The organism is Actinomadura montaniterrae (assembly GCF_008923365.1).
Classification (GTDB): domain Bacteria; phylum Actinomycetota; class Actinomycetes; order Streptosporangiales; family Streptosporangiaceae; genus Spirillospora; species Spirillospora montaniterrae.
In genome coordinates this window covers 1-12,975 of sequence record NZ_WBMR01000249.1, presented here as the reverse complement: position 1 = coordinate 12,975, position 12,975 = coordinate 1, and the positions used below count along the sequence as shown (strand labels likewise).

Annotated in this window: 10 protein-coding genes and 2 pseudogenes; 6 read left to right on the top strand and 6 right to left on the bottom strand. The window is 73.8% G+C overall.

The window, feature by feature from the left end:
• Positions 1-126: 126 nt before the first annotated feature.
• The 3 genes from F9B16_RS43510 to F9B16_RS43500 all read right to left on the bottom strand — a co-directional run bounded on the left by F9B16_RS43510 (position 127) and on the right by F9B16_RS43500 (position 2,577).
• The gene (locus F9B16_RS43510; RefSeq protein ID WP_151546122.1) at positions 127-696 is read right to left on the bottom strand and encodes an RNA polymerase sigma factor; all 570 of its coding nucleotides are present in this window, start codon (positions 694-696) and stop codon (positions 127-129) included.
• Between the two features lie 80 nt (positions 697-776).
• Entirely contained in the window at positions 777-1,970 is a 1,194-nt protein-coding gene (locus tag F9B16_RS43505; RefSeq protein WP_151546121.1) for a hypothetical protein, read from the bottom strand.
• Positions 1,963-2,577, bottom strand: coding sequence for an RNA polymerase sigma factor (locus F9B16_RS43500; protein WP_151546120.1), 615 nt, complete (start codon positions 2,575-2,577; stop codon positions 1,963-1,965). The genes F9B16_RS43505 and F9B16_RS43500 overlap by 8 nt, the downstream gene beginning before the upstream one ends.
• 283 nt (positions 2,578-2,860) lie before the next feature.
• Here F9B16_RS43500 and dnaK point away from each other — a divergent pair, with 283 nt between their 5' ends.
• The 6 genes and pseudogenes from dnaK to F9B16_RS43470 all read left to right on the top strand — a co-directional run.
• Positions 2,861-4,720, top strand: a complete 1,860-nt coding sequence (gene dnaK / locus F9B16_RS43495) for a molecular chaperone DnaK (RefSeq protein ID WP_151546119.1) — start codon at positions 2,861-2,863, stop codon at positions 4,718-4,720.
• A complete protein-coding gene (gene grpE, locus F9B16_RS43490) occupies positions 4,717-5,340 on the top strand; it encodes a nucleotide exchange factor GrpE (protein ID WP_151546118.1) in 624 nt (207 codons plus the stop codon). The genes dnaK and grpE overlap by 4 nt, the downstream gene beginning before the upstream one ends.
• Before the next feature lie 95 nt (positions 5,341-5,435).
• Positions 5,436-6,605, top strand: a complete 1,170-nt coding sequence (gene dnaJ / locus F9B16_RS43485) for a molecular chaperone DnaJ (protein WP_151546117.1) — start codon at positions 5,436-5,438, stop codon at positions 6,603-6,605.
• A gap of 4 nt (positions 6,606-6,609) precedes the next feature.
• Positions 6,610-7,056 carry a heat shock protein transcriptional repressor HspR gene (locus F9B16_RS43480; protein WP_151546116.1) on the top strand — a complete coding sequence of 149 codons (447 nt, stop codon included), beginning with the start codon at positions 6,610-6,612 and terminating at the stop codon, positions 7,054-7,056.
• A 21-nt stretch (positions 7,057-7,077) separates the two neighbouring features.
• Complete coding sequence (gene clpB / locus F9B16_RS43475) at positions 7,078-9,675, top strand: ATP-dependent chaperone ClpB (RefSeq protein ID WP_151546115.1); 2,598 nt, start codon at positions 7,078-7,080, stop codon at positions 9,673-9,675.
• A gap of 31 nt (positions 9,676-9,706) precedes the next feature.
• Positions 9,707-11,767: pseudogene (locus F9B16_RS43470) on the top strand (protein kinase domain-containing protein); the annotation flags it as partial.
• A gap of 115 nt (positions 11,768-11,882) precedes the next feature.
• Here the strand turns inward: F9B16_RS43470 and F9B16_RS53210 are convergent.
• From F9B16_RS53210 to F9B16_RS51730, 3 genes and pseudogenes are all read right to left on the bottom strand, one after another.
• Positions 11,883-12,254 (bottom strand): hypothetical protein, encoded by a 372-nt coding sequence (locus F9B16_RS53210; protein WP_151545228.1) that lies wholly within the window; start codon positions 12,252-12,254, stop codon positions 11,883-11,885.
• A 90-nt stretch (positions 12,255-12,344) separates the two neighbouring features.
• Positions 12,345-12,749, bottom strand: coding sequence for a roadblock/LC7 domain-containing protein (locus F9B16_RS43460; protein ID WP_151545229.1), 405 nt, complete (start codon positions 12,747-12,749; stop codon positions 12,345-12,347).
• A 43-nt stretch (positions 12,750-12,792) separates the two neighbouring features.
• Positions 12,793-12,975: pseudogene (locus F9B16_RS51730) on the bottom strand (hypothetical protein); the annotation flags it as partial.

The window sequence follows — 12,975 nt, the reverse complement described above, 5'->3', positions numbered from 1 at the left end:
CGTCCGCGTCCGCGCGCAACGCGCGCCCGAGGTCGCGCTCCCGGCGGGCGCGGGCCGCGGCCGGGTCCGCGGGCGGGTCGAGCTGCGCGGGCCGCGCGTCCGCCAGCGCCCTCATCACGTCATGCTTCATCGGACGACCTTCCTCTCGGGAGTGACCAGGGACGGGCGGGGCGCGAGCGCGCCGGGGTCCGGCGCCCGCGACTCCCCGGTCAGCGCGCGTTCCAGGCGCCGCCGCGCCCGGTGCAGCCGCACGTAGAACGACGCCTTCGAGCAGCCGACGACCTTCGCCGCCCGGCCCGGCGACAGCCCGTGCCAGGCGACCAGCGCCAGCAGCTCGCGGTCGGCGTCGGGCAGCGAGGCGAGCGCGCGCAGCATCCCCGCGCGCTCGGCCACCGCCTCCCCGACGTCGCCGGCGGGCGGCTCGCCGGCCGCCCAGGTGCGCAGCTCGCGGGCCAGCGCGTCCTGCCGGTCCCGCGCCCGGTACGACTCGCGCAGCAGGTTGCGGGCGATGCCGAGCAGCCACGGCAGCGGCTCGTCCGGAAGGTCGCGGAAGCGCCGCCACGCGACGCAGAACGTCTCGCTGGTGATCTCTTCGGCGGCCTGCACGCCGACCCGGCTCACGGCATAGGCGTGGACGCGCGGATGGTGCGCGTCGTACAGCGCCGTGAACCGGGCGATGTCTTCGGGGTCCGACAAGGTCCGAGCCCTTCGTCCGGGGGTTCCGTCACCCGGGTAGTGATGCGGAGCCCCCGGTTCTTACCGGAGCATCCCGGATATCAGCGGGACGGGAACGGCAGCCGTGCGGGCGGCGCCGGCTTCGTGTCGGTCCACCGCGCCGAGCGGACGGCCGAGTAGTCGATGATGAAGCCCGGCTTCATCTCCGCGTACGGCCCGCCGGGCACGGTCAGCTGGTTCTGGCGGGACAGCAGCGCACCGGTGCGCTCGTCGAAGACGATCACTTCGCGGGAGCGGTAGGTGCCGCGCTCGGCGGCGGGCCCGCCGTACTCGCCGGTGACCTTCACCGCGCGCTCGTCGGCGGCGAGCGCGACCCCCTGGCGGCCCAGCGGGTCGGTGACGCGGCCGATCGCGTGGATGCCCGGCTGGGCGGCCAGCGCGCGGATCAGCCCGGCCCGGACCTTCGGCGGGACCGGCGCGTTCAGCAGCGCCGCCACCCGGGCGATCCTGATGAGGGCCCATCCTCCGGGCGGGCTCTTGACCGCTCCTCTCGCCCGGAGGCGCAGCGCCTTCCCCATCTGCGCCGGGGTCAGGAACCTCTGGGCGAGTTCGGCCGGATCCGACGGCAGGTTCTGCAGTTCCTCGACCGACTCGCCGAGGAAGTCCCCGCCGCCCCCGGCGTCTCCGCCGCGTTCCGGGCCGTCGGCCCGCCACCGCGCCGCCTTCGTCGCCCCGGTGGGGAAGGTGAGCCACTTGTCGCCCGACCAGACCCGCAGCGCCGCCGGGGAACCGGAGCGCCGCCATGCCGCCTCGTCCTGCGGCGTGATCGGCCGCGCCGGCAGGTCCCGGTCGGCGTACCCCTCGCCGGTCCCCTTCTCCGCCCCGGCCCAGGTGAACGACTCGGTGAGCGCACCGGTGATCGCGTACGTCCCGGTCTTCGCCCGGACGATGTAGGACTGGCCGAGGATGTGGTCGGACGACCAGTACCTGCCGGTCGGTGCCAGTTCCGCCTTCGCCGCCGCCTGCAGCACCGCCTGCTCGTCCAGGTCGAGCACCCCCCGCCCGCCCGGGCCGGTGCGCGCTCCGCCGTCCGGCGTGCCGTGGCCGGTGAGCGCGACGGCGACGGCCACCGCGGCACCGGCGGCGACCGCGCCGAGGCCGACCCGGAACGGCCACCCGAACCGGGACCTCCGCGGCGGCTTCTCCTCCCACAGCGCGCGCGCCCGCGCGATCTTCGTCATGGCCGGCGGCGCGGGGTCGCCGTACGCCTCCCGGACGGTCCGCAGCTCATCCATGGTCGTCCTCCACATCGCGCATAGGGTTGGTCCCGCCGAGTGCTTCGCGCACCTTCCTCCTGGCCCGGCTGAGCCGGGAGCCGACCGTCCCGTACGGGACGTCCAGCGCCGCCGCGACCTCCTCGTGGCTGAGGTCGGCGAGCGCGACGAGCAGCAGCACGTCGCGCTCCCCGGCGGGCAGCGCCGCGATCGCCCCGGCCAGCCGGCCGCGCAGGCCCTGCGCGCTGACGCGGGCGTCCACCGCGTCCGCGTGGCCCTCGCCGCCGCCGGTGTCGCCGGGGCCGAGCCGCGCGCGGGCCCGCAGGGCGCGCACCTCGCTGCGCCGGTGCTTGGCGATCAGGTTCGTCGCGATGCCGTACAGCCAGGTGCGGACGGCCGCCCGCGCGGGGTCGTAGCGGTCGCGGCGGCGGAACGCCTCCAGGAAGGTCTGGGAGGCGACGTCGGACGCGGCGTCGGGGCCGAGGCGCCTGGCCGCGTAGCCGTGGATCTCGGCGAAGTGCGCGTCGAAGACCTCCCCGAACCGTTCGGGGTCGTGCAGGGACGGCCGCGGCACGGCCGGGCCGCGGGCGGCCCGGGGCGGTGCCGCGGCGAGGGGGTCCCCTGTCATGTGGTGCCTTTCCGTCGCACGGATGGCGGTCACAGACGTATCACCCGGAACCCCCCGCCGCTTTCGCACCGGATCCCGGTTCGCGGGGCCGGATCGGGAACCGGAATAGGTGGCTCACACGTCCTGTTGTAGAGGGCGTCAGCAAAGTTGAGTCTGGTCGACTCAAGTCATTTGACAACGAGCCGGCGGCCGGGCACTCTTGCGGACAGACAAGACATCGACCGGCCGCACCCCGGGGGCGACCGGGGCGCGATAACACCGGAAACGACGGAGGACGAGAGACATGGCACGTGCGGTCGGCATCGACCTCGGGACGACCAACTCGGTCGTCGCGATCCTGGAGGGCGGCGAGCCCACCGTCATCGCCAACGCGGAGGGGTCGCGGACCACGCCGTCCGTCGTCGCCTTCGCCAAGAACGGGGAGGTCCTGGTCGGCGAGGTCGCCAAGCGCCAGGCGGTGACCAACGTCGACCGGACGATCCGGTCGGTCAAGCGCGAGATGGGCACCGACTGGAAGACCAAGATCGACGACAAGGACTTCACCCCCCAGCAGATCAGCGCGTTCGTGCTGCAGAAGCTGAAGCGGGACGCCGAGTCCTACCTGGGCGAGACGGTCACCGACGCGGTCATCACCGTCCCCGCCTACTTCTCCGACCACCAGCGCCAGGCCACCAAGGAGGCCGGCCAGATCGCGGGCCTGAACGTCCTGCGCATCATCAACGAGCCGACCTCGGCCGCGCTGGCCTACCACCTGGAGAAGGAGAACGAGGCCACCATCCTGGTGTTCGACCTCGGCGGCGGCACGTTCGACGTGTCCCTGCTGGAGGTCGGCGACGGCGTGGTCGAGGTGAAGGCCACCTCCGGTGACAACCACCTCGGCGGCGACGACTGGGACAACAAGGTCGTCGACTGGCTGGTGGAGAAGTTCAAGAACGCCAACGGCGTCGACCTGTCCAAGGACAAGATGGCGCTGCAGCGGCTCCGCGAGGCCGCGGAGAAGGCGAAGATCGAGCTGTCCGGCTCGTCCGAGACGCAGATCAACCTGCCGTACATCACCGCGTCCGCCGAGGGCCCGCTGCACCTGGACGAGAAGCTCACCCGGGCCGAGTTCCAGCGGATGACCTCCGACCTGCTCGACCGGACCAAGGCGCCGTTCAACTCGGTGCTCAAGGACGCCGGCATCACCGTCGGCGACATCGACCAGGTCGTCCTGGTCGGCGGCTCCACCCGGATGCCCGCGGTGTCCGAGCTGGTCAAGGAGCTGACCGGCGGCAAGGAGCCGAACAAGGGCGTCAACCCCGACGAGGTCGTCGCGATCGGCGCGAGCCTGCAGGCCGGCGTGCTGAAGGGCGAGGTCAAGGACGTCCTGCTGCTGGACGTGACCCCGCTGAGCCTCGGCATCGAGACCAAGGGCGGCATCTTCACCAAGATCATCGAGCGGAACACCACGATCCCGACCAAGCGGTCGGAGACGTTCACCACCGCCGATGACAACCAGCCGTCCGTGGAGATCCAGGTCTACCAGGGCGAGCGCGAGATCGCCGCGTACAACAAGAAGCTCGGCACCTTCCAGCTGACCGGCCTGCCGCCGGCACCGCGCGGCGTCCCGCAGATCGAGGTCACCTTCGACATCGACGCCAACGGCATCGTCAACGTCAGCGCGAAGGACCAGGGCACGGGTCGCGAGCAGTCGATGGTCATCACGGGCGGCAGCGCGCTGCCCAAGGAGGACATCGAGAAGATGATGCGCGACGCCGAGAACTACGCCGAGGAGGACCGCAAGCGCAAGGAGGAGGCCGAGGTCCGCAACCAGGCCGACACCCTCGCGTACTCGACCGAGAAGTTCCTGCGGGAGAACGACGAGAAGGTCCCCGCGGAGCTGAAGACCGAGGTCAACGACGCGATCGCCGAGGTGAAGAAGGCCCTGGAGGGCACCGACGTCGACGCGATCAAGGGCAGCGCCGAGAAGCTCGCGCAGGTCTCCCAGAAGATGGGCGCGGCGATGTACGCGCAGAACCCCGAGGGCGCCCAGCCGGGCGCCGAGGACGCCGGCCCGACGGCCGACGCCCAGGGCGCGCAGGACGACGAGGTCGTCGACGCCGAGATCGTGGACGACGACAAGCCGAAGGGTGACGCCTCGTGACTTCCTCTTCCCGCGAGGGCGAGGAGCAGGAGGGCCCGGTGATCCGCGACAAGCGGCGCATCGACCCGAAGACGGGGAAGCTCCGGGAGCCGGCGGAGGAGCCGGCCCCGGAGGCCCCGGCCAACGGGGGCACCGGGGAATCCGATGAGGAGGTCTCCTCGCTGAAGACGCAGCTGAACGAGCGGCTGGCCGACCTCCAGCGGCTCAAGGCCGAGTACGACAACTACCGCAAGCGGGTCGAGCGGGACCGGGTCGCGGTCCGCGAGCAGGCCCTCGGGCAGGTGCTGTCCGAGCTGCTCCCGGTGCTGGACGACATCGGCCGCGCCCGGGACCACGAGGAGCTCACCGGCGGGTTCAAGTCCGTCGCGGAGAGCCTGGAGGCGGTCACCGGCAAGCTCGGCCTGGAGAAGTTCGGCGAGAAGTCCGAGCCGTTCGACCCGACCGTCCACGAGGCGCTCATGCACGCGTACTCGGCGGACGTGACCGAGACGAGCGTGGTGGACGTCCTGCAGCCCGGCTACCGGATCGGGGAGCGGGTCCTGCGGCCCGCCCGCGTCGCGGTCGCCGAGCCCGACCCGAACGCCGGCGCCGACGACGAGAGCGGCGACGAGGGCGAGTGATCCACCCGCGGGGCCCGCCCCGTCCCGGGACGGGGCGGGCCCCGCGGCGCACGTGAAGACAAGACGCAAGTGGCGATAGCAGAGAGCGGGGCGCCGTGAGCACCAAGGACTACCTGGAGAAGGACTACTACAAAGTCCTCGGTGTCTCGAAGTCGGCCTCGCAGGAGGAGATCAAGAAGTCCTACCGGAAGCTGGCGCGCAAGTACCACCCGGACGCCAACAAGGGGGACGCCGACGCCGAGGACCGCTTCAAGGAGGTCTCCGAGGCGTACGACGTCCTGTCGGACGACAAGCGCCGCAAGGAGTACGACGCGGTGCGGTCCATGCCGGGCGGTTTCCGCGGCCAGCAGGGCGGCGGGGGCTTCCCCTTCGACCTGGGGGACATCTTCGGGCAGACCGGGGGCGCGCAGACGGGCGGCGCGGGCGAGCGCATCGGCGACCTGTTCGGCGGCCTGTTCAACCGCGGCGGCGGGGGGACCCGCACGGCGGGGACGCGGCGGGCGCGGCGCGGCGCGGACGTGGAGACGGACGTGACGCTGTCGTTCGGCCGCGCGATGAACGGCGTGACCGTCCCGATCAAGCTGACCAGCGAGGCGGCGTGCCCGTCGTGCCGGGGCACCGGCGCGAAGGCCGGCACGGTGCCGCGGGTGTGCCCGAGCTGCGAGGGCACCGGGCACGAGACCCGCAACCTCGGGAACTTCGGGTTCCAGGAGCCGTGCCGGGAGTGCCACGGCCGCGGGCTGGTCGTGGACGACCCGTGCCCGACCTGCCACGGCAGCGGCCGCAAGCAGTCGGACCGCACCATCCAGGCCCGTATCCCGGCGGGCGTCGCGGACGGGCAGCGGATCCGGCTGAAGGGCAAGGGCGCGCCGGGCGAGAACGGCGGCCCGCAGGGCGACCTGTACGTGAACATCAAGGTGCTGCCGCACAAGGTGTTCGGCCGCACCGGCGACAACCTGACGATGACCGTGCCGGTGACGTTCCCGGAGGCGGCGCTCGGCGCGGAGATCCGGGTGCCGACGTTCCAGGGGCAGCCGGTGACGCTGCGGCTGCCGGAGGGCACCCCGAACGGCCGGACGTTCCGGGTGCGGGGCCGCGGCGCGACGCGGCGCGACGGCACGAAGGGCGACCTGCTCGTCACCGTGGACGTGCAGGTGCCGCAGAAGCTCGACGACCAGGCCCGTGAGGCGCTGGAGCGGCTGCGCGACGCGGGCGCCGGCGACGACCTGCGCGGCGAGCTGCTCCAGCAGGCGAGAACGGAGTGAGGTCATGGATCCGTTCGGCGACGACACCCCGGTCTATGTGATCTCGGTGGCGGCGCAGCTGTCCGGGCTGCACCCGCAGACGCTGCGCACCTATGACCGGATGGGGCTGGTGTGCCCGGGCCGCACGGCCGGCCGGGGCCGCCGGTACTCGATGCGCGACATCGTGATGCTGCGCGAGATCCAGCGGCTCTCCCAGGAGGAGGGCGTCAACCTCTCCGGCATCAAGCACATCCTGGAGCTGCAGCGCGACAACGTGCGGCTCCGCGAGGAGCTCGCCAAGGCGCACGCCGCCCTGGAGGAGCTCGCGAACGAACTCGAATCGACCCGGTCGGTCGCGGCGCGCCTGGCGCAGCAGCGGCGGCGCGGGGACCCGGGCGGCACTCCCGGCTCCGACCTGGTGCCGATCAGGCAGACCAGCGTCGTGGTGTGGCACGAGCGCAACCGGGAGTAACTCTCTCAGGAGTACGGGGACATGGACGTCAAGCTGACGCAGAAGAGCCAGGAGGCGGTGTCGGTCGCGGTCCGCAGGGCGGCGGCCGAGGGGCACCCGGAGGTGGAGCCGCAGCACCTGCTGGTCGCGCTGATCGGGCTGCCGGAGGGCACCGCGGTGCCGCTGCTGGAGGCGGTCGGCGCGGACTGGCAGGCGATCCGGCGGCGGGCCGAGGAGCAGCTCGCGGCGATGCCGAAGGCGCAGGGCTCGACGGTCGCGACGCCGCGGCTGTCGGGGCAGCTGAGCCGGGCGATCAACACGGCGGGCGCGCGGGCGCAGCAGCTGGAGGACGAGTACGTCTCGACCGAGCACCTGCTGGTCGGCCTCGCGGCGGACGGCGGGCCGGCGGCGGGGCTGCTGAAGGAGTTCGGCGCGACGCCGCAGGCGCTGCTGGACGCGTTCGAGAAGGTCCGCGGGCACGCCCGGGTGACCAGCGAGAACCCGGAGGGCACCTACCAGTCGCTGGAGAAGTACGGCGTCGACCTGACGGAGGCGGCGCGGGACGGCCGGCTGGACCCGGTGATCGGGCGTGACTCGGAGATCCGCCGGGTCGTGCAGGTGCTGTCGCGGCGGACGAAGAACAACCCGGTGCTGATCGGCGAGCCGGGCGTCGGCAAGACCGCGGTCGTCGAGGGGCTCGCGCAGCGGATCGTGGCGGGCGACGTGCCGGAGTCGCTGCGCGGCAAGCGGCTGGTGTCGCTGGACCTCGGCGCGATGGTCGCGGGCGCGAAGTTCCGCGGCGAGTTCGAGGAGCGGCTGAAGGCCGTCCTGAACGAGATCAAGGAGTCGGAGGGGCAGGTCGTCACGTTCATCGACGAGCTGCACACCGTCGTCGGGGCGGGCGCGGCCGAGGGCGCGATGGACGCCGGGAACATGCTGAAGCCGATGCTGGCGCGCGGCGAGCTGCGGATGATCGGCGCGACGACGCTGGACGAGTACCGGGAGCGGATCGAGAAGGACCCGGCGCTGGAGCGGCGGTTCCAGCAGGTGTTCGTCGGCGAGCCGTCGGTGGAGGACTCGATCGCGATCCTGCGCGGGCTGAAGGGCCGGTACGAGGCGCACCACAAGGTGCAGATCAACGACTCGGCGCTGGTGGCGGCGGCGACGCTGTCGGACCGCTACATCACGTCCCGGTTCCTGCCGGACAAGGCGATCGACCTGGTGGACGAGGCCGCGTCGCGGCTGCGCATGGAGATCGACTCCCGGCCCGTCGAGATCGACGAGCTGCAGCGCGCGGTGGACCGGCTGAAGATGGAGCAGATGAACCTGGAGAAGGAGACCGACGAGGCGTCCCGGCAGCGCCTGGAGCGGCTCCGCGCCGACCTGGCGGACAAGCAGGAGCATCTGAGCGGCCTGAACGCCCGCTGGGAGCGGGAGAAGGGCGAGCTGAACCGGGTCGGCGAGATCAAGGAGCGGATCGACCAGCTGCGCGGCGAGGCGGAGCGGGCCGAGCGCGACGGTGACCTGGAGACGTCGTCGCGGCTGGTGTACGGGGAGATCCCGGAGCTGGAGAAGCAGCTGGAGGCGGCGTCGGAGGCGGCGGACAGCCGCGACACGATGGTGAAGGAGGAGGTCGGCCCGGACGACGTCGCGGACGTCGTCGCGTCGTGGACGGGGATCCCGGCGGGCCGGCTGCTGGAGGGCGAGACGGGCAAGCTGCTGCGGATGGAGGAGGAGCTGGGGCACCGGCTCATCGGCCAGACCGCCGCGGTGAAGACGGTGTCGGACGCGGTGCGCCGTGCGCGCGCGGGCATCTCCGACCCGGACCGTCCGACGGGCTCGTTCCTGTTCCTCGGCCCGACCGGTGTCGGCAAGACGGAGCTGGCGAAGGCGCTCGCGGAGTTCCTGTTCGACGACGAGCGGGCGATGACCCGCATCGACATGAGCGAGTACTCCGAGAAGCACTCGGTCGCCCGGCTCGTCGGCGCGCCCCCCGGGTATGTCGGCTACGAGGAGGGCGGCCAGCTCACCGAGGCCGTCCGGCGCCGCCCGTACTCGGTGGTGCTGCTGGACGAGGTGGAGAAGGCGCACCCGGAGGTGTTCGACATCCTGCTCCAGGTGCTGGACGACGGGCGCCTCACCGACGGGCAGGGCCGCACGGTCGACTTCCGCAACGCCATCCTGATCCTGACCTCCAACATCGGGTCGCAGTTCCTGGTGGACCCGGCGATGGAGAACGGGGCGAAGCGGGAGGCGGTGTGGGCCGCGGTCCGCGACTCCTTCAAGCCGGAGTTCCTGAACCGGCTGGACGACGTGATCCTGTTCGACGCGCTGTCCACGGAGGAGCTGACCCGGATCGTGGACCTGCAGGTCGACCGGCTCGCCGACCGTCTCGCGGACCGGCAGCTCACGCTGAAGGTGACGGAGGCGGCACGCGAGTGGCTGGCGCTGACCGGCTACGACCCGCTGTACGGTGCGCGCCCGCTGCGCCGCCTCGTGCAGACGGCGATCGGCGACCAGCTGGCCCGCGAGCTGCTCGCCGGGGACGTCCGCGACGGCGACGACGTGGTCGTCGACCTCGACGAGGCCGCCGACAAGCTGACGGTCCAGCCGTCCCGCGGCCTGACGCTCACCAAGTAGGGATCTTGCGGCGGCTCCGGTCGGAGGCACAATGGCGGCGGAAGTCGCCGTACCCCGAGCGGAGCCGTCGCACGTGGAACACAGGATTTCGGAGCAGGGCCGGGAGGCGTTGAGGGCGGCGGTGAACCGGGCGGCGGGCGCAGGCCACGCCGAGGTCGGGACGCCGCACATGCTGGTCGCGCTGCTGGACACGGCCGAGGTCGGGGCGCTGCTCGCGTCCACCGGCTTCACCGCCGTGGGGTTGCGGGAGGAGGCGGAGGCGCTGCTCGCGCGGCTCCCGGCGCCGCCGGACGAGCCGGGCGGCGCGGGCTCCGGTGCGCCCGGCACGGCGCCGCGGATGTCGGTCGCGGTGGCGTCGGAGGAGGCCGCGGGCGGGGAGGTGTCGCCCGTCCGGCTGCTCGCCGGGCTCGCCGCCGGGGACGATCCGGTGGGACGGCTGCTGCGCGCGATGGACCTGACCCGGCAGCGGCTGCTCAGCGGGCAGGCGGGGCGGGAGGTCATCCGGTCGCCGTACGCGCAGGACCTCACGCTGCGGGCCGGGGAGGGGAGGCTCGACCGGATCGTCGGCCGCGCGGCGGAGTCGCGCCGGCTGGTCGAGATCCTGTCCCGGCGGGACGGCGGGAACGCGCTGCTGGTCGGCGAGCGCGGCGCCGGCAAGAGCGCCCTGATCGCGGGCCTCGCGCACCGCGTCGAGGCGGGCGAGGTGCCGGCCGCGCTGCGCGGCGTCCGCCTGGTCGCGCTCGACCTCGCGGCGATGCCGGACGGCGAACTCGACCGGATCATGGCGGCGGCCCGGCGCGGCGGCGCGATCGGGCTGCTGGACGAGGCCGCGACGCGGCTGCAGGTCGACGCGGAGGACGCGCCGGAGGAGGTGCGGGAGGCGGAGCGCGCGGTCACCCGGCTGGAGATCGAGCGGTTCGCGCTGCTCGCGGAGGACGACGCCGCGTCCCGCGCACGGCTCGCGGAGCTGGACCGCAGGCTGGCGGACGCGCAGGAGGGCGAGCGCGCGCTGCGGGCCCGGTGGTACCACGCGCGGGACGACCGCGACCGGTCCGCGGACCTGCGGCGCCGCGCCGAGGACGTCCGGGCCGAGGCGGAGCGGGCGCAGCGCGACGGCGACCTGGAGACGGCGGCGCGGCTGCTGTACGGGGAGCTGCCCGACCTGGAGCGGCGGCTCGCGGAGGCCGAGGAGCGGGCCGCGGCGGCCGGCGCGCCGGACCGCGCCGAACTGCGCGAGGACGACGTCGCGCGCGTGGTCTCCGATGTTCCGGGCGCCTCGGTCACCGGCGGAACCGGCGTCCCCGTGCAGCGGGCGGGCGCGGCCCTCGGCCTCGCCGACCCCCGGACGCTCGGCGGCTACCGGCTGCTGCGGCGGCTCGGGCAGGGCGGGCAGGGCGTGGTGTACCTCGCCGAGGACGCCGACGGGCGGCGCGTCGCGGTCAAGGTGCTGCACGCCGCCGCACTGGACCATCCCCGCGCGCGCGAGCGGTTCTTCCGGGAGATCGACGCCGCACGGCGGGTCGCGTCGTTCTGCACGGCGCAGGTCCTCGACGCCGACATCGCCGGGGAGCTGCCGTACGTGGTGAGCGAGTACGTGACGGGCCCGTCGCTGCGGCGCGCCGTCGCCGAGGAGGGGACGCGGTCGGGCGGCGCGCTGGACCGGCTGGCGATCGGCACCATCACCGCGCTCGCCGCGATCGCGGAGGCGGGCATCGTGCACCGCGACTTCAAGCCGGACAACGTGCTGCTCGGCCCGGACGGCCCCCGCGTCATCGACTTCGGGATCGCGCGGATCACCGACGCGGGCTCGTCCGTCACGGGGCAGGCGATCGGCACGCCCGCCTACATGGCGCCGGAGCAGTTCGAGGGCGGGCGCGTCGGGCCCGCCGCCGACGTGTACGCGTGGGCCTGCACGATGGTGCAGGCGGCGACGGGGCGGCCGCCGCACGGGGCCGACTCGATCCCGCAGATCATGTACCGCAAGCTGCGCGGGGAGGCCGACCTCGGCGACTTCCCGGCGCGGGCGTCGGCGACCCTGCGAACGCTGGTCGGCGAGGGGCTGCGGACCGCGCCCGGGGAGCGGCCGGCGGCGCGGGACGTGCTGCTGCGGCTGATCGGCCAGGACGCCCCGGCGCCGACCCGGCTGCTCGCCGAGGGTGCCGCCCGCGCCACCGGCGGCCGGTGGCCGCGGGCGGCGCGGCCGCGGCCTAGATCTCGAGGTTCTCCTCGATGTCGCGGAGGCGGTGGCGGGCCAGGGCGAGGTTGGCGCGGGTGCGGTCCAGGGCCATGTAGAGGAACAGGCCCTTGCCCTTGCGGCCGGTCACGGGCCGGATCAGGTGGTACTGGGCGGAGAGGCTGATGAGGACGTCCTCGATCTCCTCCTTGATGCCGAGTTGCTCGATGGTGCGGAGCTTGGCCCGCACGACCTCGGTGTTCCCGGCGGCGGCGACGGTGAGGTCGAGGGCCTTGGAGCTGCCGAGGTGGCCGAGGGCCATGCCGCTGTTGTAGTCGACGACGGCCGCGCCGATGGCGCCGTCGATCGTCATCATGTCCTTGAGCGACAGGTCCAGGTTGGACATGGGGTCTCCCTTTCGGTTCGTCGTGGTGCGCGGTCACGGGCGGCGCGGTGCGGTGAGCGGGGTCAGGTGCGCGGGGTCAGGTGCGCGGGGTCAGGTGCGGGCGAGGTGCGCGGCGATGGCGCGGGCGGCGGGCCGGGCCTCCAGGTGGAGGCGCCCGACGTTGGCGCCGGCCTCGGCGAGGACGGTGAGGGACGCGGTGGGCCCGGCGGCGTAGGTGACGACGTAGCCGTCGACGCCGCGGATGACGACCTCGTGGAACGCGCCGCCGTGCGCGGTCTGCGCGATGCGGTGCGCGAGGGACAGCCCGGACGCGGTCACCGCCGCCATGCCGGACGGTTCGACGGACGGCGGGAGGTCCGCCGCGACGAGCAGCCCGTCGGCGGACGCGACGAGGCTCCCGGTGAGCCGCGGGACGCGGGCCCGCAGCGTCCGGAGTTCCGCCGTCACGTCCGGTTCCGCCGCCGGTGCGGTCGCGGTCGTCGCTGGTACGGCCACCTTCGTCAGCCTTTCGATCAGTTTCCCGAAGCGGTCGCGCACGTCACCCGAGTTCCACCAGGGCGGCCCGGAGCCGTGCGAGCAGGTCGTGGTCGGCCGGCGCCCACTCGGCGGGCGGTCCGGCCTCCTGCGGCGGGAGCGGGCCCGGCGGCGGGGCCGCGGGCGTGACCGGCGAGGCGGGCGCCGGGTCGTTCGGCGGGGTGCGCAGCAGGGCCGCCGCGGCGAG

Bases quoted from the DNA above. Each gene is read 5' to 3' on its own strand.
- F9B16_RS43505 (WP_151546121.1), bottom strand. From the start codon at position 1,970: ATGGATGAGCTGCGGACCGTCCGGGAGGCGTACGGCGACCCCGCGCCG.
- clpB (WP_151546115.1), top strand. From the start codon at position 7,078: ATGGACGTCAAGCTGACGCAGAAGAGCCAGGAGGCGGTGTCGGTCGCG.
- dnaK (WP_151546119.1), top strand. From the start codon at position 2,861: ATGGCACGTGCGGTCGGCATCGACCTCGGGACGACCAACTCGGTCGTC.
- F9B16_RS43500 (WP_151546120.1), bottom strand. From the start codon at position 2,577: ATGACAGGGGACCCCCTCGCCGCGGCACCGCCCCGGGCCGCCCGCGGC.
- F9B16_RS43480 (WP_151546116.1), top strand. From the start codon at position 6,610: ATGGATCCGTTCGGCGACGACACCCCGGTCTATGTGATCTCGGTGGCG.
- F9B16_RS53210 (WP_151545228.1), bottom strand. From the start codon at position 12,254: ATGTCCAACCTGGACCTGTCGCTCAAGGACATGATGACGATCGACGGC.